12 protein-coding genes and 1 riboswitch are annotated in these 17937 nt (G+C 72.0%); of the genes, 8 read left to right on the forward strand and 4 right to left on the reverse strand.

What is annotated here, in order from left to right:
- Positions 1-8: 8 nt before the first annotated feature.
- From ACZ7H1_RS23065 to ACZ7H1_RS23075, 3 genes are all read left to right on the forward strand, one after another.
- On the forward strand, positions 9-2129 hold the full coding sequence (locus ACZ7H1_RS23065) for a DNA gyrase/topoisomerase IV subunit B (RefSeq protein ID WP_470789183.1): 2121 nt from the start codon (positions 9-11) through the stop codon (positions 2127-2129).
- A 138-nt stretch (positions 2130-2267) separates the two neighbouring features.
- Positions 2268-2762 carry a DUF485 domain-containing protein gene (locus ACZ7H1_RS23070; RefSeq protein WP_470789185.1) on the forward strand — a complete coding sequence of 165 codons (495 nt, stop codon included), beginning with the start codon at positions 2268-2270 and terminating at the stop codon, positions 2760-2762.
- Positions 2763-2788: 26 nt separating this feature from the next.
- Positions 2789-4381 carry a solute symporter family protein gene (locus ACZ7H1_RS23075; RefSeq protein ID WP_470789243.1) on the forward strand — a complete coding sequence of 531 codons (1593 nt, stop codon included), beginning with the start codon at positions 2789-2791 and terminating at the stop codon, positions 4379-4381.
- On the opposite strand, the gene ACZ7H1_RS23080 is transcribed toward ACZ7H1_RS23075, so the two are convergent.
- Together ACZ7H1_RS23080 and ACZ7H1_RS23085 are read right to left on the reverse strand one after the other, a co-directional pair.
- The gene (locus ACZ7H1_RS23080) at positions 4378-5115 is read right to left on the reverse strand and encodes a response regulator (protein WP_470789187.1); all 738 of its coding nucleotides are present in this window, start codon (positions 5113-5115) and stop codon (positions 4378-4380) included. The two genes, ACZ7H1_RS23075 and ACZ7H1_RS23080, sit on opposite strands and share 4 nt — an antisense overlap.
- On the reverse strand, positions 5112-6734 hold the full coding sequence (locus tag ACZ7H1_RS23085; RefSeq protein WP_470789188.1) for a sensor histidine kinase: 1623 nt from the start codon (positions 6732-6734) through the stop codon (positions 5112-5114). Before ACZ7H1_RS23085 ends, ACZ7H1_RS23080 begins: the two co-directional genes overlap by 4 nt.
- Positions 6735-6905: 171 nt before the next feature.
- On the opposite strand from ACZ7H1_RS23085, the gene ACZ7H1_RS23090 reads away from it, so the two are divergent.
- On the forward strand, positions 6906-8048 hold the full coding sequence (locus tag ACZ7H1_RS23090; RefSeq protein WP_470789190.1) for a CobW family GTP-binding protein: 1143 nt from the start codon (positions 6906-6908) through the stop codon (positions 8046-8048).
- Here the strand turns inward: ACZ7H1_RS23090 and ACZ7H1_RS23095 are convergent.
- Both ACZ7H1_RS23095 and ACZ7H1_RS23100 read right to left on the reverse strand, forming a co-directional pair.
- On the reverse strand, positions 8045-10156 hold the full coding sequence (locus ACZ7H1_RS23095) for a restriction endonuclease (RefSeq protein ID WP_470789191.1): 2112 nt from the start codon (positions 10154-10156) through the stop codon (positions 8045-8047). The genes ACZ7H1_RS23090 and ACZ7H1_RS23095 overlap by 4 nt on opposite strands.
- A gap of 234 nt (positions 10157-10390) precedes the next feature.
- Complete coding sequence (locus ACZ7H1_RS23100; protein WP_470789192.1) at positions 10391-12844, reverse strand: DNA gyrase/topoisomerase IV subunit A; 2454 nt, start codon at positions 12842-12844, stop codon at positions 10391-10393.
- Positions 12845-13013: 169 nt separating this feature from the next.
- Here ACZ7H1_RS23100 and ACZ7H1_RS23105 point away from each other — a divergent pair, with 169 nt between their 5' ends.
- The 4 genes from ACZ7H1_RS23105 (at position 13014) to ACZ7H1_RS23120 (ending at position 17876) form a co-directional block, all read left to right on the forward strand.
- Positions 13014-14405, forward strand: a complete 1392-nt coding sequence (locus ACZ7H1_RS23105) for a M16 family metallopeptidase (protein WP_470789193.1) — start codon at positions 13014-13016, stop codon at positions 14403-14405.
- Between the two features lie 20 nt (positions 14406-14425).
- Positions 14426-15793 (forward strand): M16 family metallopeptidase, encoded by a 1368-nt coding sequence (locus ACZ7H1_RS23110; RefSeq protein ID WP_470789245.1) that lies wholly within the window; start codon positions 14426-14428, stop codon positions 15791-15793.
- Positions 15794-16010: 217 nt separating this feature from the next.
- A riboswitch (cyclic di-AMP (ydaO/yuaA leader) is annotated at positions 16011-16170 on the forward strand.
- Between the two features lie 12 nt (positions 16171-16182).
- Positions 16183-16977: a M23 family metallopeptidase gene (locus tag ACZ7H1_RS23115; RefSeq protein ID WP_470789195.1), complete on the forward strand. Its 795-nt coding sequence runs from the start codon at positions 16183-16185 to the stop codon at positions 16975-16977.
- A gap of 215 nt (positions 16978-17192) precedes the next feature.
- Positions 17193-17876 (forward strand): GntR family transcriptional regulator, encoded by a 684-nt coding sequence (locus ACZ7H1_RS23120; protein ID WP_470789197.1) that lies wholly within the window; start codon positions 17193-17195, stop codon positions 17874-17876.
- Positions 17877-17937: the final 61 nt, after the last annotated feature.

Consider the following 17937-nt stretch of genomic DNA (forward strand, 5'->3'; position numbering starts at 1 on the left):
CGAACTGCGTGACCGCCGACACGTCCGTGCCTTCCAGCGCGCTGCTGACCGGAGCAGACCGGGACGGCTCCAACTACACCGCGCGGCACCTGCTCGTCCTCGAAGGACTCGAGGCGGTCCGCAAGCGGCCCGGGATGTACATCGGGTCCACGGACAGCCGTGGCCTGATGCACTGCCTCTGGGAGATCATCGACAATTCCGTCGACGAGGCCCTGGGCGGATTCTGCGACCACATCGAAGTGATCCTCCACGAGGACAACTCCGTCGAGGTCCGGGACAACGGCCGCGGCATCCCCGTCGACGTCGAGCCCAAGACCGGCCTGTCGGGCATCGAAGTCGTCATGACCAAGCTCCACGCGGGCGGCAAGTTCGGCGGCGGCTCGTACGCCGCCTCCGGCGGCCTGCACGGCGTCGGCGCCTCCGTGGTCAACGCGCTGTCCGCCCGGCTCGACGTCGAGGTCGACCGCAACGGCGCCACGCACGGGATCAGCTTCCGCCGCGGCGTCCCCGGCATCTTCACCGAGCAGGGCCCCGACGCGCCCTTCGACCCGGCCAACGGCCTCCTCAAGGGCAAGCGCGTGCCCAAGACGCGCACCGGCACCCGCGTGCGCTATTGGGCCGACCGCCAGATCTTCCTCAAGGACGCCCGGCTCTCCCTGGACACGCTGTACCAGCGGGCCCGCCAGACGGCCTTCCTCGTCCCCGGCCTGACCATCGTGGTGCGCGACGAGCGGGCCATCGACGGCGCCGGAAAGACCGAGGAGGTCTTCCGCTTCGACGGCGGCATCAGCGAGTTCTGCGAGTACCTGACCCAGGACAAGGCCGTCTGCGACGTGGTCCGGCTGACCGGCACGGGCACGTTCAAGGAGACCGTGCCCGTCCTCGACGACCGCGGCCACATGACCCCCACCGAGGTCACCCGCGAGCTCGGGGTCGACATCGCCCTGCGCTGGGGCACCGGGTACGAGACCGCGGTCAAGTCCTTCGTCAACATCATCGCCACGCCCAAGGGCGGCACGCACGTCTCCGGCTTCGAGCGCTCCGTCACCAAGACGGTCAACGAGGTCCTGCGCTCCGCGAAGCTCCTGCGCGTCGCCGAGGACGACGTCGTCAAGGACGACGCCATGGAGGGCATGACCGCGGTCGTCACGGTCCGGCTCGCCGAGCCGCAGTTCGAGGGCCAGACCAAGGAGGTGCTCGGCACCTCGGCCGCGACCAGGATCGTGGCCGCCGTGGTCGCCAAGGAGCTCAAGGCCTTCCTGACCTCGACGAAGCGCGACGACAAGCAGCAGGCCCGTGCGGTCATGGAGAAGATCGTCGCCGCGGCCCGGACCAGGATCGCGGCCCGGCAGCACAAGGAGGCGCAGCGCCGCAAGACCGCGCTGGAGTCCTCCTCGCTGCCGGCCAAGCTCGCCGACTGCCGCAGCGACGACGTGGACCGCAGCGAGCTCTTCATCGTCGAGGGGGACTCCGCGCTCGGCACCGCCAAGCTCGCGCGCAACTCCGAGTTCCAGGCCTTGCTGCCCATCCGGGGCAAGATCCTCAACGTCCAGAAGTCCTCGGTCTCGGACATGCTGAAGAACGCCGAATGCGGCGCGATCATCCAGGTCATAGGGGCCGGCTCCGGCCGGACCTTCGACCTCGACGCGGCGCGGTACGGCAAGATCGTCCTGCTCGTCGACGCCGATGTCGACGGCGCGCACATCCGCTGCCTGCTGCTGACCCTCTTCCAGCGGTACATGCGCCCGATGGTCGAGGCCGGCCGGGTCTTCGCGGCCGTCCCGCCGCTGCACCGGATCGAACTGGTCCAGCCCAAGAAGGGCCAGGACAAGTACGTCTACACGTACTCCGACAACGAGCTCCGCCAGACCCTGCTGGAGTACCAGCGCAAGGGAATCCGCTACAAGGACTCGATCCAGCGGTACAAGGGCCTGGGCGAGATGGACGCCGACCAGCTCGCGGAGACCACGATGGACCCGCGCTTCCGCACGCTGCGCCGGATCAACATCGGCGACCTGGACTCCGCGGAGCAGGTGTTCGACCTCCTGATGGGCAACGAGGTCGCGCCCCGCAAGGAGTTCATCACCAGCTCGGCGGCGACGCTCGACCGCTCGCGCATCGACGCCTGACCCGGTTCCCGTCACTCGGGAGCTCTTCACCCCATCACCTGATGGGGTGAAGAGCTCCAAGACACCAGTCCGGAAACCACCCCTTCCGCACATCCTTGTGGGCACGCAGCCAATGCGGCGGCGGACAAGGAGAGTTCGGTGGACAAGCACGAAGGTCGTGATGCCGGAACGATCCGGCTGGACGACCCCTGGTACGACGCGCTCGCGTCCGGCTGGGGGGAGGGCGAGCAGCCGGGCACGGTGTCGGCCGCCGCGGCCCGCCCCGCCGCCACGGCCCGACCCGCCTCCGGAGCGGCCGAAATCTACCTGGAGGTGCAGCGCAGCGCCGCCTTCCAGGAGGTGCGCAGCCGCTACCGACGGTTCGTCGTCCCCGCCTCCCTCGCCTTCTTCGGCTGGTACCTCGCGTACGTCGTCACGGCCGTCGCCGCGCCCGGCCTGATGGCCCGGCCCGTCGTGGGAGCCGTCAACGTCGCCCTGATCGCGGGTCTGGGGCAGTTCCTCTCCACCTTCCTGCTGACCTGGGCGTACGCCCGGAACGCGCGGCTGCGCCGGGACCGTGCCGCCCTCGACCTGCGCTGGACCGTTTTCGAGCAGGCGCGGGGCCAGGAGCGCTTGCGCGAGGCCGGCCGATGACCGGCCAGGGCCTGGCGGCCGGGGCGCTGGCCACCGGGCACCAGACCCTCGCGCTGGTGCTGTTCAGTACGTTCGTCGCCGTCACACTGGCCATCACCACTTGGGTCAGCCGCAACCGCCACGGATCCGCCGAGGAGTTCTACGCCGGCGGCCGTCTCTTCTCCCCGATGGAGAACGGTTTCGCCATCGCGGGCGACTACATGTCCGCGGCCTCCTTCCTCGGCATCTCCGGCCTGATCGCGCTGTTCGGCTACGACGGCCTGCTGTACTCCGTGGGCTTCCTGGTGGCCTGGCTCGTCGTGCTGTTCCTGGTGGCCGAACTGGTCCGCAACTGCGGCCGGTTCACGCTGGCGGACGTAGTGGCCGCGCGGATGAGCGAGCGGCCGGTGCGCATCGCGGCGGGGACCTCCTCGGTGACCGTCTCGGTGCTCTACCTCGTCGCGCAGATGGTCGGTGCGGGGAGCCTGGTGGCGCTCCTGCTCGGCGGGAGCAGCGCCGCCGCCCGCGCCTGGACCGTCGTCGGGGTCGGCGCGCTGATGGTGATCTACGTGTCCTTCGGCGGCATGCGCGCCACCACCTGGATCCAGATCGTCAAGGCCGTCCTGCTGATGGGCGGTGCGATCACGCTGACGGCGCTCGTGCTGATGCGCTTCCACGGGGACTTCAACCAGCTGCTGACCCGCGCCGCCGAACGCAGCGGCCACGGCGACGCCTTCCTCGGCCCCGGACTGAAGTACGGCGGGGACTGGACCGCCCGCTTCGACTTCCTCAGTCTCGGCCTCGCGCTCGTCCTCGGCACCGCCGGACTGCCGCACATCCTGTCCCGCTTCTACACCGTGCCCACCGCGCGGGCGGCCCGCCGGTCGGTGGTGTGGGCGATCGGGCTCATCGGCAGCTTCTACCTGATGACCATCGTGCTCGGCTTCGGCGCCGCCGCGCTGGTGGGTCCCCAGGAGGTGCGGGCCTCCAACGCCGCCGGCAACACGGCCGTACCGCTGCTCGCGCTGTTCCTCGGCGGCGGCAGCGGAACCACTGGCGGGACGGTGCTGTTCGCCGTGGTCGCGGCGATCGCGTTCGCCACGATCCTGGCCGTTGTCGCCGGGATCACCCTCGCCTCCTCCGCCTCGGTCGCCCACGACCTGTACGCCTCGCTCAAGCGCCGCCGCGCCAAGCAGCGCAGCGAGGTGGCGGTGGCGCGGACGGCCGCGGTCGGCATCGGCGCCCTGGCCATCGGCCTGGGGCTGCTCGCTCAGGACCTGAACGTCGCCTTCCTGGTCGGCCTGGCCTTCGCGGTGGCGGCCTCGGCGAACCTGCCCGTGCTGCTCTACTCGCTGTTCTGGCGGGGGTTCACCACCCGTGGTGCGGTCTGGTCGGTGTACGGGGGACTGGTCCCGGCGGTGCTGCTCGTGGTGCTGTCGCCAGTGGTGTCGGGAAGCCCCGACGCCCTGTTCCCCGGGGCGGACTTCCAGGTCTTCCCGCTGCAGAACCCCGGCATCGTCTCGATCCCGTTGGGCTTCCTGGCGGGCTGGATCGGGACCGTCACCTCGCACGAGACGCCCGACGAGGCGCGGCACGCGGAGACCGAGGTGCGCTCCCTGACGGGCGCGGGCGCTGTCTAGGAGGCGGTGCCGGGGGGCCCTTCGGCACCGGGCCTTCCGTCGGCACCGGAGGTCCCGTCGGCGGTCATCCAGGCGTACCGGTGCTCCGGGCGGCCGGTCTCTCCGTAGCGCAGGCTCAGGCGGACCCGGCCGCTGCGTTCCAAGAGCTTCAGATAGCGCTGGGCGGTCTGGCGGCTCACCCCGGCGCGCTCGGCGATCTGCTGGGCGGACAGGGTGCCTCCGGCGGCCAGCAGCACCTGCCGCACCAGCTCCGCCGTGGTGGGGGAGTGGCCCTTGGGGAGTTCCACGGGGGTGCCGGCGGCGGCGAGGGCGCCGAAGATCCGGTCCACCTCGGCCTGCTCGGCCTCCCCGCCCACCGCCAGGGTGCGGCGCAGGGAGGCGTACGCCTCCAGCTTGGTCCGCAGCCCGGCGAAGGCGAACGGCTTGACCAGGTACTGGAGGGCGCCGAGCCGCATGGCGGACTGGACGGTGGCCAGGTCGCGGGCGGCCGTCACCATGATCACGTCCGTGTGGTGGCCGAGCTGGCGGAGTCTGCGGACCAAGTCGAGGCCGTTCCCGTCGGGCAGGTAGTGGTCGAGCAGTACGAGGTCCACCGGGCGGCGCTCGATGAACTCCAGGGCCTCGCCCGCGGAATGGACCTGGGCGACGGCGCGGAAGCCGGGAACCTTCGCCACGTAGGCCGTGTTGATCAGAGCAACACGCCTGTCGTCGTCCACCACGAGCACGTCGATCACCGGAGGGCCTCCGGGAGTACGACGGAGAACTCCGCCCCTCCGTCCGCTGCTTCCCCGGCCCGAGCGCTGCCGCCCTGCCGCTCCGCCAGGCGGCGCACCAGCGCGAGCCCGAGCCCCCGCTTGCCGTGCGCCTGGGGCTGCTTGGTGGACCAGCCCTCGGTGAAGATCTGCTCCCGCTGCCCGGCCGGCACCCCGGGGCCGCTGTCGCGCACGCGGAGCACGGCGGTGTGGTCGTCGGCGCGCAGCTCCACCTCCACCCGCGGGTGTGTGGAGCCGACCGCCGCGTCGAGGGCGTTGTCGACGAGATTGCCGAGGATCGTGACGAGGCCGCCCGGGTCGACCAGGCGGTCGGGAAGGAGAGTGGATTCGGACAGCCGCAAGGACACGCCGCGCTCGGCGGCGACGGTCGCCTTGCCGACCAGCAGGGCCGCCAGCAGCGGGTCCCGGACCTTCTCCGTGACCTGCTCCGCGGTGGCCCGGTGCACCCCGACCACCTCGGTGACGAATGCCGCCGCCTCCTCGTGGAGCCCCAGCTCCAGCAGGCCGAGGAGGGTGTGGAGCCGGTTGGCGTGCTCGTGGTCCTGTGCGCGCAGTGCGTCGATCAGGCCGCGCGTGGAGTCCAGCTCGCGGCCGAGCTGCTCCAGCTCGGTGCGGTCGCGCAGGGTCGCGACGGCGCCGCCGTCGTCGGTGGGCATCCGGTTGGCGACCAGGACCCGGGGGCCCTGCACCGTGAGCAGGTCCTCGCCGGTGACCCGGCCCGTCAGGACGTCGGCGGTGCGCCCGCTGCCGAGTACGTCGTCCAGGGGGCGGCCGGCCGCCTCGGGGCCCAGACCGAGGAGCCGTTGGGCCTCGTCGTTCACGAGCCGGATCCTGCCGTCCGGGTCGAGGGCGACGAAGCCCTCGCGGAGGGAGTGGAGCATGGCCTCGCGCTCCGACAGGAGCCCGGAGATGTCGGAGAAGGCCAAGTCGCGGGTCTGGCGCTGGATGCGGCGCGAGATCAGGTACGCGGCGAGCGCGCCGGCGGCCAGTGCGCCTCCGGCGTAGGCGAGGAGACCGGGGATCGCACCGAGGAGCCGGTCGCGGACGCTGTCGTACGCGATGCCGACGGAGACCGCGCCGACGATCCGGCCCGACGGGTCGCGCAGCGGGACCTTGCCGCGGGCGGAGCGGCCCAGGGTGCCGTCGTCGATCTCCATGACCTCGCGGCCGGCCAGCGCGTCGGCGGGGTCGGTGGAGACGTGCCGGCCGATCCGTTCCCGGCTGGGGTGGGAGCGGCGGATGCCCTGGAGGTCGAGGACCACGACGTACTCCGCACCGGTGGCCCGGCGGATCCGCTCCGCGGCGGACTGCACCGGGCTGTCGGGGACGGCGCGGCTGGCGACGAGGTCCTCGGCGAGCCCCGGGTCGGCCGCGGCGCTCTGGGCGATGGCGAGGGCGCGGCGCATGGCCTGGTCGTCGAGCTGGGCGCCGAGGGGTGCGAGGAAGAGTCCCGTGGCCAGGACGGTGACGCCCGCCGCGATCGCCAGCTGCATCAGCAGGACCTGGGAGAAGACGCGCCGGGGCAGGCCGAACCGCCAGGTGTGCCCAGATCTGCGGTCCTGCCCGGGTGCGGCGCTCATGGGTAGGAACGGTAAATCGACCGGGAGGGTTTTCGAAATCCCTCCCGCCAGTCGCCTGCCAGTCCGCCTGCCAGTCCGCCTGGCAGTCCGCCCTCCCGTCGGCCCGCCTGCCGGGCCCGCCCCGGCCGGCCGTGCCGGGCGCCCGCCGGGCGGCGACTACGATCGGACGGCGTGACCAGCAGGCAGCCCATTCCCGTCATCGTCCTCGCCGGATTCCTCGGATCCGGGAAGACCACCGTGCTCAACCACCTGCTGAAGAACTGCGGGGGCACCAGGATCGGTGTCGTCGTCAACGACTTCGGCTCGATCGAGATCGACGCCATGAAGGTCGCCGGGCAGGTCGGCGACTCGATGGTCTCCCTCGGCAACGGCTGCCTGTGCTGCGCGGTCGACGGCAGCGAGCTGGACGCGTACCTGGAGAAGCTCTCCCGGCCCGCGCACCGCATCGACGTGATCGTCATCGAGGCGAGCGGCCTGGCGGAGCCGCAGGAGATGATCCGGATGCTCGTGGCCAGCGAGAACCCGGAGATCACGTACGGCGGGCTGGTCGAGGTGGTGGACGCGGCGGAGTTCGACGCCACGCGCGCGAGGCATCCGGAGACCGACCGGCACCTGGCCGTCGCCGACCTGGTGGTGCTCAACAAGACGGACCGGGTGCCGGCGGCGGAACGGGCCCGCATCGAGGCCGTCCTCGGCGGGCTCGCCCCCGGCATCCCGGTGGTGGCGGCCGACCACGGCCGGATCGACCCGGAGCTGCTGTTCGACCGCAGGGAGTGGACCGTGACCCGCGGCCAGCTCTCCTTCGAGGACCTCCTCGCGGAGGAGGAACATGCCGGAACCGGCGGAACCGACACATCCGACGGGGCCGGGGACCATGCGGGGCACGCCCACACCGCGTACGAGAGCGTGGAGTTCGTCTCGGAGCAGGCCCTGGATCCGCGGCGTCTGATCGGCTTCCTCGACAGCCGCCCGCCCGGCCTGTACCGGATCAAGGGCTTCCTCTACTTCGGCGTGCCCGGCCATGAGGAGAAGTACGAAGTCCACGCAGTCGGCCGGTTCCTGCGCTTCGACCCGCAGCCCTGGTCGCGCGGGGAACCGAGGCTGACCCAGTTGGTCCTGATCGGCTCCGGCATCGACGTCCCCGCACTCGTCCGCGAGCTGGAGGCCTGCCGCGAGCCGGCCCCGCAGGACGCCCGCCCCGACAGCATGTGGGGCGTCCTGCGCTACGTCCCCCGGCCCGCGACCGAATCCCCATCCGAATCCGAATCCGGAGCGGAAGAGGGGACCGGGGACGGCTTCCCGGACGCTCCCTAGGCGACGTCCACGCCGTACTCCCGGAGCAGGTCCTCCAGGCCGCCTCGGTAGCCCTTGCCGCCCATGACGAAGTCCCAGTCGCCGTTCGCCCGGCGCCGGAACGAACCGAGGACCAGGGCGGTCTCGCCCGTGCGGCCGTCGGAGACCTCCAGCCGCCCGAGCTCCTCTCCCGACGCGCCGAGCAACCGGACGTGCGCGTCCGTGAAGCCGCCGAGGTCGGCGTCCGGATTGACCTCCGGATCGATCGCGGCGACCAGGACCAGCCGGTCAGCGGGCTCCGGCAGGGCCTCGAAGGCCACTTCGATCGCGGCCTTGTCCGGTGCCGTGTGGGGGCGGGAGCGGACCGAGCCGTCCGGGGTCTGCGGGTTGTTGAAGAACACGAAGTGGTCCTCGCTCAGCACCCGGTTGCCCGCACACACCAGCGCGCACACGTCGAGCGCGACCCGGCCCGACCAGTACATGCCCAGGACGTTCCGCTCGGCCGACGGCGCTGCCGCGGGCTGCGCTGCGGCGCCGTCCCGCTGCGCCGGCACGCCCCGGCCGCCGCCCTGACCCCGGCCCCCGAGCCGCCCGCGCAGGCCGTGCCGGTGCAGCAGGTCGACCAGCTCGGTGCCGGAGACCAGCTCCAGCGGCTTGCCGTTGGCGAACGTGTGCGACCCGGGACCGAAGGAGGACGTGGTCACCAGCACGCCCTTGTTCGCGCCGGCGTCCTGGACCGTCCCGTACAGGTCGCGGACCGCCGTCGGCGGCACGGTGTTGCGGTACCGCTTGACCTGCACCACGATCCTGCCGCCGCGGATCGGTGCCGGATCGACCGCCTCGACGTCCACACCGCCGTCGTTGGAGCGCTGCGTGGTCACCGCCTCCATGCCCATCGCCCGGAACAGCTCGGCGACCAGGCCCTCGAAGGCGATCGGGTCCATCTCGAACAGGTCGGGTTCCTCACCCCCGCCCCCGGCCGCGTCCCCGTGGGTGACCACACCGCCGCCCACTTCGGAGGGCGACCGGCCCGGGCGTACGGCCGCCAGCTGGTCGGGCCGCGCCGAGAGCTGCCCGCGCAGCCCGTCGGCCAGGCAGTCCACGGCGCTCACTTGTTCCAGGTGCAGCCCGTCGAAGGCCGGGCGCGCGGCCTGCACCGTCGCGAGGACGATCTGCGCCCGCCGGCTCGTCGCCGGATCGTGGTCGTCCACGAAGCCGTTGACGACCACCGAGTCCAGCACGCCGAACTCGTCGGCCGCGTACAGCTCTCGCAGCACCAGAAGGACGCACTGGGCCAGCACGTCCCGGTACAGCGCCCGACGCTGGGTCACCGGCCGGGCGGTCTCCTTGTCCTGGTCCGCGCCGGGCATGTACCGCACGGACTTAGCCTCGGGCACCACCGAGAACCCGGGCAGCTCCCAGTCCAGTACGAGCTGGCGCGCCGCCGGGTCGTAGGCCGCCGACACCTGGCGCGGCAAGTCCTCCGGCCAGGCAGTGGAGGCGTACAGGGCGGCCGAGAAGTACTCCACCGCGGCCTCCGGCTCGCCGGCGCGCAGGGCCTCGGCCAGTTCGGCGAGGCCGTCGTTGTGCCGCCGGATCCCGGCGAGCTGCTCCTGCGCCCACCGGTCGTACTGCTGCCGGTAGGCCGCGAGCTCCTGCTGCCGACGGGTCTCCGCGGCGTGTGCGGCCTGCCAGGCGGCGGTGTACCGGGCGTGCGCCTCCTGCTCCGCCTGGGCTCGGCGGCTGCCGGTCATGGCCCAGCCGGTCTGCGCCGGAAACTGACCGATGTGCGGCATCTGTACGGGCTGGGCGAGCGCGCCGGGGCGGAACGGTTCCAGCTGCTCGGACCGGACCAGGGCCGCCGTCCGGAACGCCGGGGCCCGGCAGCCCGCCACCAGCAGGCCCTGCAGGGCCGCGACCCGGGCGTCCAGTTCCCCGGTGCGCCGCCGCGCCTCCGCGTCGCGGTGCTGGCGGTAGGCGGCTTGTTGTTCCCGGCGGCTGCGGGCCTCTTCGCGTTCGTACGCCCGCTGCCGGCGTTCCGCCTCGCGCTGCTGGATCAGCTGCGTCCGCTGCTGCTGGCGCTGGGCCTCGGCCCAGACCCCGATCAATCCGCTCGACCGACGGCTCATCTGCTGTTGTCTCCCCCCACCAGCGGTAACGGGAAAACCCTAGTGGGCGGACCGGCGGCGTTTCATCCGCTTCCCGCATCATTGCGCCGATCAAGTCCGGTCAGGCCCGATCGAGCCCGATCAGGCCGGGTCGAGGGGCGGTCGGGCCCGATCTCAGGATCGGTCCGACCGCCCCCGACGGCCGCGCGCGGTGTCCGTCGTGCAAGGTGTCCGTCGTGCGCGGTGTCCGGCGCCCTACAGCGGCGGGCCCGCGACCACGGCGACCACCGCCGCCAGCGTCGTGCCCGAGCCGTCGCGGCGCGGGTCCGGCTCCGGGAGCTCCACCGGGGAGCCGTTGGCCGTCGCCGCGCGGGCGGGCACGGCCCCCGCCCAGGCCAGCGTCAGGACGTCCTCGCCCTTCAGGAACCGCTGACAGCGGACACCGCCGGTGGCGCGTCCCTTGCGCGGGTACTGGTCGAACGGCGTCAGCTTGGCCGTGGCCACCGAATCGTCCAGCGTGCCGTGCGAGCCGGCCACGCTGAACACGCCGGCCTCCACGGCCGGGTCCACCGCCGAGAAGTGGATGACCTTGGCGTTCTCCGACAGCTTGATGCCGGCCATGCCGCCCGCGGGACGGCCCTGCGGGCGCACCTGCCCGGCCGGGTAACGCAGCAGCTGGGCGTCGTCGGTGATGAAGACCAGGTCCTCCTCGCCCGTCCGCAGCTCGACCGCGCCGACGATCCGGTCGCCGTCCTTGAGGGTGATGACCTCCAGCTCGTCCTTGTTGGCCGGATAGTCCGGCACGACCCGCTTGACCACGCCCTGCTCGGTGCCCAGTGCCAGGCCCTGCGAACTCTCGTCGAGGGTGGTCAGGCAGATGACCTTCTCGTCCGGCTCGAGACCCGAGAGGAACTCCGTGACCGGGGCCCCGCCGGCGAGGTTCGGCGCCGCGTGCGTGTCCGGCAGCTGCGGCAGGTCGATCACCGACAGCCGAAGCAGCCGGCCCGACGAGATCACCACACCCACCTCGGCCCGCGCGGTCGCGAGCACCGAAGAGACGATCACGTCGTGCTTCGCGCGCTTGCCGTCGCCCTCGGGCAGCGGCTCACCGGTCATGGTGCGGGCCAGCAGGCCCGTCGAGGACAGCAGCACCCGGCACGGGTCGTCCGCGACCTCCAGCGGCACCGCGGCCACCGGCGCGCCCGCCGACTCCAGCAGCACCGTGCGCCGCTCGGTGCCGAATTTCTTGGCGACTGCGGCCAGTTCCGCCGAGACCAGCTTGCGCAGCTCGCTGTCCGACTCCAGGATCCCGGTCAGCTCGTCGATCTCGCCGTTGAGCCGGTCGCGCTCCGACTCCAGCTCCAGCCGGTCGAACTTGGTGAGCCGGCGCAGCGGGGTGTCCAGGATGTACTGGGTCTGGACCTCGCTCAGCGAGAAGCGCTCGATCAGCCGCTCCTTCGCCTGGGCGGAGTTCTCGCTCGAGCGGATCAGCCGGATGACCTCGTCGATGTCGATCAGGGCCACGAGCAGGCCCTCGACCAGGTGCAGCCGGTCCCGGCGCTTGGTGCGGCGGAACTCGCTGCGGCGGCGCACGACCTCGAAGCGGTGGTCCAGATAGACCTCCAGCAGCTCCTTGAGGCCGAGAGTGAGCGGCTGCCCGTCGACCAGGGCGACGTTGTTGATGCCGAAGGACTCCTCCATCGGCGTCAACTTGTACAGCTGCTCCAGTACCGCCTCCGGGTGGAAGCCGTTCTTGATCTCGATGACCAGGCGCAGGCCGTGCGAGCGGTCGGTCAGGTCCTTGACGTCCGCGATGCCCTGGAGCTTCTTGGAGCCGACCAGGTCCTTGATCTTGGCGATGACCTTCTCGGGGCCCACCGTGAACGGCAGTTCCGTGACGACGAGCCCCTTGCGGCGCGCGGTCACGTTGTCCACCGACACGGTGGCGCGGATCTTGAAGCTGCCGCGGCCGTTCTCGTACGCGTCCTTGATGCCCGACAGGCCCACGATCCGGCCGCCCGTCGGCAGGTCCGGACCCGGCACGAAGCGCATCAGCGCCTCCAGGTCCGCCTGCGGGTACCGGATCAGGTGCCGGGCCGCCGCGATGACCTCGCCGAGGTTGTGCGGGGGCATGTTGGTGGCCATGCCGACCGCGATGCCCGAGGCGCCGTTGACCAGCAGGTTCGGGTACGCGGCCGGCAGCGCGACCGGCTCGCGCTCCTGGCCGTCGTAGTTCGGGGTGAAGTCGACGGTGTCCTCGTCGATCGACTCCGTCATCAGGGACGTCGCGTCCGCCATCCGGCACTCGGTGTACCGCATGGCGGCCGGCGGGTCGTCGTTCCCCAGCGAGCCGAAGTTGCCGTGGCCGTCCACCAGCGGCAGGCGCATGGAGAAGGGCTGGGCCATGCGCACCAGGGCGTCGTAGATCGACGCGTCGCCGTGCGGGTGCAGCTTGCCCATCACCTCGCCGACGACGCGGGCGCACTTCACGTAGCCGCGGTCGGGGCGCAGGCCCATTTCGTTCATCTGGTACACGATGCGGCGGTGTACCGGCTTCATGCCGTCCCGGGCGTCGGGCAGGGCGCGGGAGTAGATCACCGAGTACGCGTACTCGAGGAAGGAGCCCTGCATTTCGTCGACGACGTCGATGTCGAGGATCTTCTCCTCGAAATCCTCCGGCGGCGGGGTCTTCGTGCTGCGGCGGGCCATCGCTGCTGCGGCTCCTTACCAAGGGGTGGATCTGACGCGGTCCATTGTGGACCGCTCCTCTGACAACACCGACCCCGACCCGGGACCACCGGGAACTTCTCCAGGTGTCGGCGCGCTTGCATACAGTGGCAGGACTTCTCTACATCGCGATCGAAGGGACCACATGCCCATGGGTCACACGGCCACTGCTCAGGACGCCACCGGCGGCCTGTCGGCTACCGAGCACCGCCTGGCCAACGGCCTGCGCGTGGTGCTCTCCGAGGACCACCTGACCCCGGTCGCCGCGGTCTGCCTCTGGTACGACGTCGGTTCGCGTCACGAGGTCAAGGGGCGTACGGGACTGGCTCACCTCTTCGAGCACCTGATGTTCCAGGGCTCGGCGAGCGTACCCGGCAACGGCCACTTCGAACTGGTCCAGGGTGCCGGCGGTTCGCTGAACGGCACCACCAGCTTCGAGCGGACCAACTATTTCGAGACCATGCCGACCCACCAGCTGGAGCTCGCGCTCTGGCTGGAGGCCGACCGGATGGGCTCGCTGCTGACCGCCCTCGACGAGGAGTCGATGGAGAACCAGCGCGACGTCGTCAAGAACGAGCGCCGCCAGCGCTACGACAACGTCCCGTACGGCACGGCCTTCGAGCGGCTGACCGCGCTCGCCTACCCCGAGGGCCACCCGTACCACCACACCCCGATCGGCTCGATGGCCGACCTGGACGCCGCTTCCCTGGAGGACGCGCGGGATTTCTTCCGCACGTACTACGCCCCCAACAACGCCGTCCTGTCGGTCGTCGGGGACATCGACCCGGAGCAGACGCTCGCCTGGATCGAGAAGTACTTCGGCACCATCCCCTCGCACGACGGCAAGCAGCCGCCCCGCGACGGCTCGCTCCCCGACGTGATGGGCGGGCAGCTCCGCGAGGAGATCACCGAAGAGGTCCCGGCCCGCGCGCTGATGGCCGCCTACCGCCTGCCCCACGACGGCACCCGCGAGTGCGACGCCGCCGACCTGGCCCTGACCGTCCTCGGCGGCGGCGAGTCCTCCCGGCTGCACAACCGCCTGGTCCGCCGTGACCAGACGGCCGTCGCCGCCGGCTTCGGGCTGCTGCGCCTGGCCGGGGCGCCCTCGCTGGGCTGGCTGGACGTCAAAACCTCCGGCGGGGTCGAGGTCCCGAGCATCGAGGCCGCCGTCGACGAGGAGCTCGCGCGCTTCGCCGCCGAGGGCCCGACGGCCGGGGAGATGGAGCGCGCCCAGGCACAGCTGGAGCGCGAATGGCTCGACCGGCTGGGCACGGTCGCCGGCCGCGCCGACGAACTGTGCCGGTACGCCGTGCTCTTCGGCGACCCGCAGCTGGCGCTGACCGCCGTCGACCGGATCCTCGACATCACCGCCGAGGAGGTCCAGGCCGCGGCCGCGGCCCGGCTGCGCCCCGACAACCGCGCGGTGCTCGTGTACGAGCCGCTGGCCGCACCGGCGGACACCGAGAGCGCAGAGGGCCCCGAGGCCTCTGCCGGGGACTCCGCCACCGATGAGAACGACGAGAACGAGAAGGCGGCCCAGTGAGCGACACCACCGGATCGACGATGACCTTCCACCCGCGCCCGCAGGCGGGGGAGGCCCGGCCGTGGGCCTTCCCGGCCCCCGAGCGCGGGACGCTGGACAACGGCCTGACGGTGCTCCGCTGCCACCGTCCCGGCCAGCAGGTCGTCGCGGTCGAGATCAGCCTCGCCGCGCCGCTCGACGCCGAGCCCGCGGGCCTCGACGGCGTCGCCACGATCATGGCGCGGGCCCTGTCCGAGGGCACCGACAAGCACACCGCCGAGGAGTTCGCCGCCGAGCTGGAGCGCTGCGGCGCCACCCTCGACGCGCACGCCGACCACCCCGGCGTCCGGGTCTCGCTGGAGGTCCCGGTCTCCCGCCTGCACAAGGCCGTCGGCCTGCTCGCCGAGGCGCTGCGGGCCCCCGCCTTCGCGGACAGCGAGGTGGACCGCCTGGTGCGCAACCGGCTCGACGAGATCCCGCACGAGCTGGCCAACCCCTCGCGCATGGCGGCCAAGCAGCTCTCCAAGGAGCTCTTCCCCGAGTCCCTGCGGATGTCCCGGCCGCGCCAGGGCACCGAGGACACCGTCGCGCGGATCGACGCCGCGGCCGTCCGGGCCTTCTACGAGGCCCACGTACGCCCCGCCACGGCCACCGCCGTGGTCGTCGGCGACCTCAGCGGCACCGACCTGGACGCCGTCCTCGCCGACACCCTGGGCGCCTGGACCGGCGGGGCCGGCACGCCGCGCCCCGTGCCCCCGGTGACCGCCGACGACACCGGGCGCGTGGTCGTCGTGGACCGGCCGGGCGCGGTCCAGACCCAGCTGCTGATCGGCCGGATCGGCCCGGACCGGCACGACCTCGTGTGGCCGGCCCAGGTCCTCGGCACGTACTGCCTCGGCGGCACCCTCACCTCGCGGCTGGACAAGGTCCTGCGCGAGGAGAAGGGCTACACCTACGGCGTCCGCTCGTTCGGGCAGGTGCTGCGCTCCACCGCGCAGGGCACCGGCGCGTCCATGCTGGCGATCAGCGGCTCGGTCGACACCCCGAACACCGGCCCGGCGCTCGCGGACCTCTGGAAGGTGCTCCGGACGCTGGCGGAGGGCGGCCTGACGGATGCCGAGCGGGACGTGGCCGTGCAGAACCTCGTCGGCGTCGCCCCGCTGAAGTTCGAGACGGCGGCCGCCGTCGCGGGCACGCTCGCCGACCAGGTCGAGCAGGAGCTCCCGGACGACTTCCAGGCGCAGTTGTACGCGCGGCTGGCCGAAACCGGCACGGTGGAGGCCACTTCGGCTGTCGTCAAGGCGTTCCCCGTGGACCGTCTGGTGACGGTGCTCGTGGGTGACGCGGCGCAGATCGAGGGGCCCGTGAGGGAACTGGGCATCGGTGAGGTCACCGTGGTCACGCCCTGACCCACGGCCGGCCCGCAACTGGCCTGAATGAACGGGGGCCCTGGCGGATCATCCGCCAGGGCCCCCGTTTGTCCTTCATGTCCGTTTGTGTCGGGTGGTTGCGCTTATGCCCAGTGGCGTGCGCCACAAAAACGCGTGTCTGTTTGGTGATTGGATGAAGATCCGCCTAGCGTCGGTCCCGCTGTCCGTCAGCTGTAAGCGCCGCACCCGCGGCACCGGGCAGCGATCGCCGAGTCCCCGTCAGGCGCGAGCCTGGGGAGCCGGGGACCCACAAGTGTCCCTGGGGTGAATCGGACCGCCTCGCAAGAGGGGGCCCGTAGGAGACCTTCCTGCTCCGAACCCGTCAGCTAACCCGGTAGGCGAGAGGGAAGGAAAGGATCAGCCTTTTCATGGCGTTTGGCAGTCGTCCCACCGGCAAGCACCGTGGTTCCAGCCGACTGAACCGCAAGGCCGCCGGCATAGCCGGGGTCACCGCCCTCGCCGCCACCGGAGTGGTCGGCTCGCTCGCGGGCCCGGCGTTCGCCGCCGACACCGCCCCCGAGAAGTTCGAGGACACCGGCCTGAACACGGTCGTCGTCGCCGAGGACATGGCGGGCCAGATCGAGGCCCAGGCCGCCGCGCAGGCGCAGGCCGCCGAGATCGCCGCCGCCAAGGCCCAGGCCGAGGCCGAGGCCAAGCAGCGCGCCGCCGAGGCCCGTGCCAAGGCCGAGGCGAAGGCGAAGGCCGAGCGCGAGGCCAAGGAGCGCGCCGAGCGCGAGGCCGAGCGCAAGCGCCTGCTGCAGTTCGTCTCGCCGATCGACGGCTCGTACGTGAGCACCTCGTACAAGGCCGGCGGCGCCATGTGGTCCTCCGGCAGCCACACCGGCATCGACTTCCACGCCGCCTCCGGCACCACGGTCCGCGCCGTCGGCATGGGCACCGTCGTCGAGGCGGGCTGGGGCGGCGCCTACGGCAACAACGTCGTCATCAAGCACAACGACGGCTCCTACACGCAGTACGGCCACCTGCACTCGCTGTCCGTGGTCGTCGGCCAGAAGGTCACCCCGGGCCAGCAGATCGGCCTCTCCGGCTCGACCGGCAACTCCAGTGGCCCGCACCTCCACTTCGAGGCCCGCACCGGCGCGGACTACGGCTCGGACATCGACCCGATCGCCTACCTCCGCTCGCACGGCGTCAGCATCTGACCCGGCGCGCCCCGGCGCACGCTTCCCCGAAGGCCCCGGCTCCCCGAGCCGGGGCCTTCGGTGTGCCCGGGCAAAGGATGACCCAAAGAAGGACCCGATTTCCGGCGGCGCTCGGGAATTCCGGTGTGCTGCAATAGAGTCGCAGCAAGAAGTCGGAGGAGCCGAACGGCTGAGTAGACGACCGCGTTTCGCGGGGATTAAGCGGAGGTCCGGTTTTGCGTATTCCTGCGCACGCGGTGTGCACCGCCATCCGCGAGGACATCGTCACCGGTGTCTTCGAGCCGGGGGCCCGGCTCACCGAGGAGCAGCTGGCGCGCCGCTACGGCGTCTCCCGGGTCCCGGTCCGCGAGGCCCTGCGCACCCTGGAGTCCGAGGGGTTCGTGACCACACGCCGGCACGCCGGCGCCTGTGTCGCCGAGCCCACGGAGCAGGAGGCGGCCGACCTCCTGGAGGTGCGGATGCTGCTGGAGCCCCTCGGAGCCGCCCGGGCCGCCCAGCGGCGTACGGAAGCCCACCTGAAGGTGCTGCGCGGGCTGGTCAGGCTGGGCCAGGAGCGGGCCAGGCGCGGCCAGGGGGAGGATCTGCGCGCCCTGGGCGGCTGGTTCCACGAGACGCTGGTCCAGGCCTCCGGCAGCCCCGGGCTGATCGCGCTGCTCACCCAGCTCCGGCACAAGATCGCGTGGATGTACGAGGTGGAGGCCCCCGTGCGGCCCGTGGAGTCCTGGGCGGAGCACGGCGCGATCGTGGACGCGGTGGCCCGCGGGGACGCCTCCCGCGCGCGTGCGCTGACCGCCGTGCACGTGGACCGGGCGGCGGCCGCGCACCGGCTGCGCCGCCCGGACGCGGAGCGCGTGAGGACTCTGCAACCTGTCGTAAACACCGCGAGCGGCCGCCATTAACAATCGCCGTATACAAATAACGGATATGCGTGTGGCGCCGGACCGGATCACCGGCTTTATC

This window comes from Streptomyces sp. NPDC037401, from assembly GCF_055602345.1.

Bases quoted from the DNA above. Each gene is read 5' to 3' on its own strand.
- ACZ7H1_RS23085 (WP_470789188.1), bottom strand. From the start codon at position 6,734: ATGAGCGCCGCACCCGGGCAGGACCGCAGATCTGGGCACACCTGGCGG.
- ACZ7H1_RS23095 (WP_470789191.1), bottom strand. From the start codon at position 10,156: ATGAGCCGTCGGTCGAGCGGATTGATCGGGGTCTGGGCCGAGGCCCAG.
- ACZ7H1_RS23100 (WP_470789192.1), bottom strand. From the start codon at position 12,844: ATGGCCCGCCGCAGCACGAAGACCCCGCCGCCGGAGGATTTCGAGGAG.
- ACZ7H1_RS23105 (WP_470789193.1), top strand. From the start codon at position 13,014: ATGGGTCACACGGCCACTGCTCAGGACGCCACCGGCGGCCTGTCGGCT.
- ACZ7H1_RS23110 (WP_470789245.1), top strand. From the start codon at position 14,426: ATGACCTTCCACCCGCGCCCGCAGGCGGGGGAGGCCCGGCCGTGGGCC.
- ACZ7H1_RS23115 (WP_470789195.1), top strand. From the start codon at position 16,183: ATGGCGTTTGGCAGTCGTCCCACCGGCAAGCACCGTGGTTCCAGCCGA.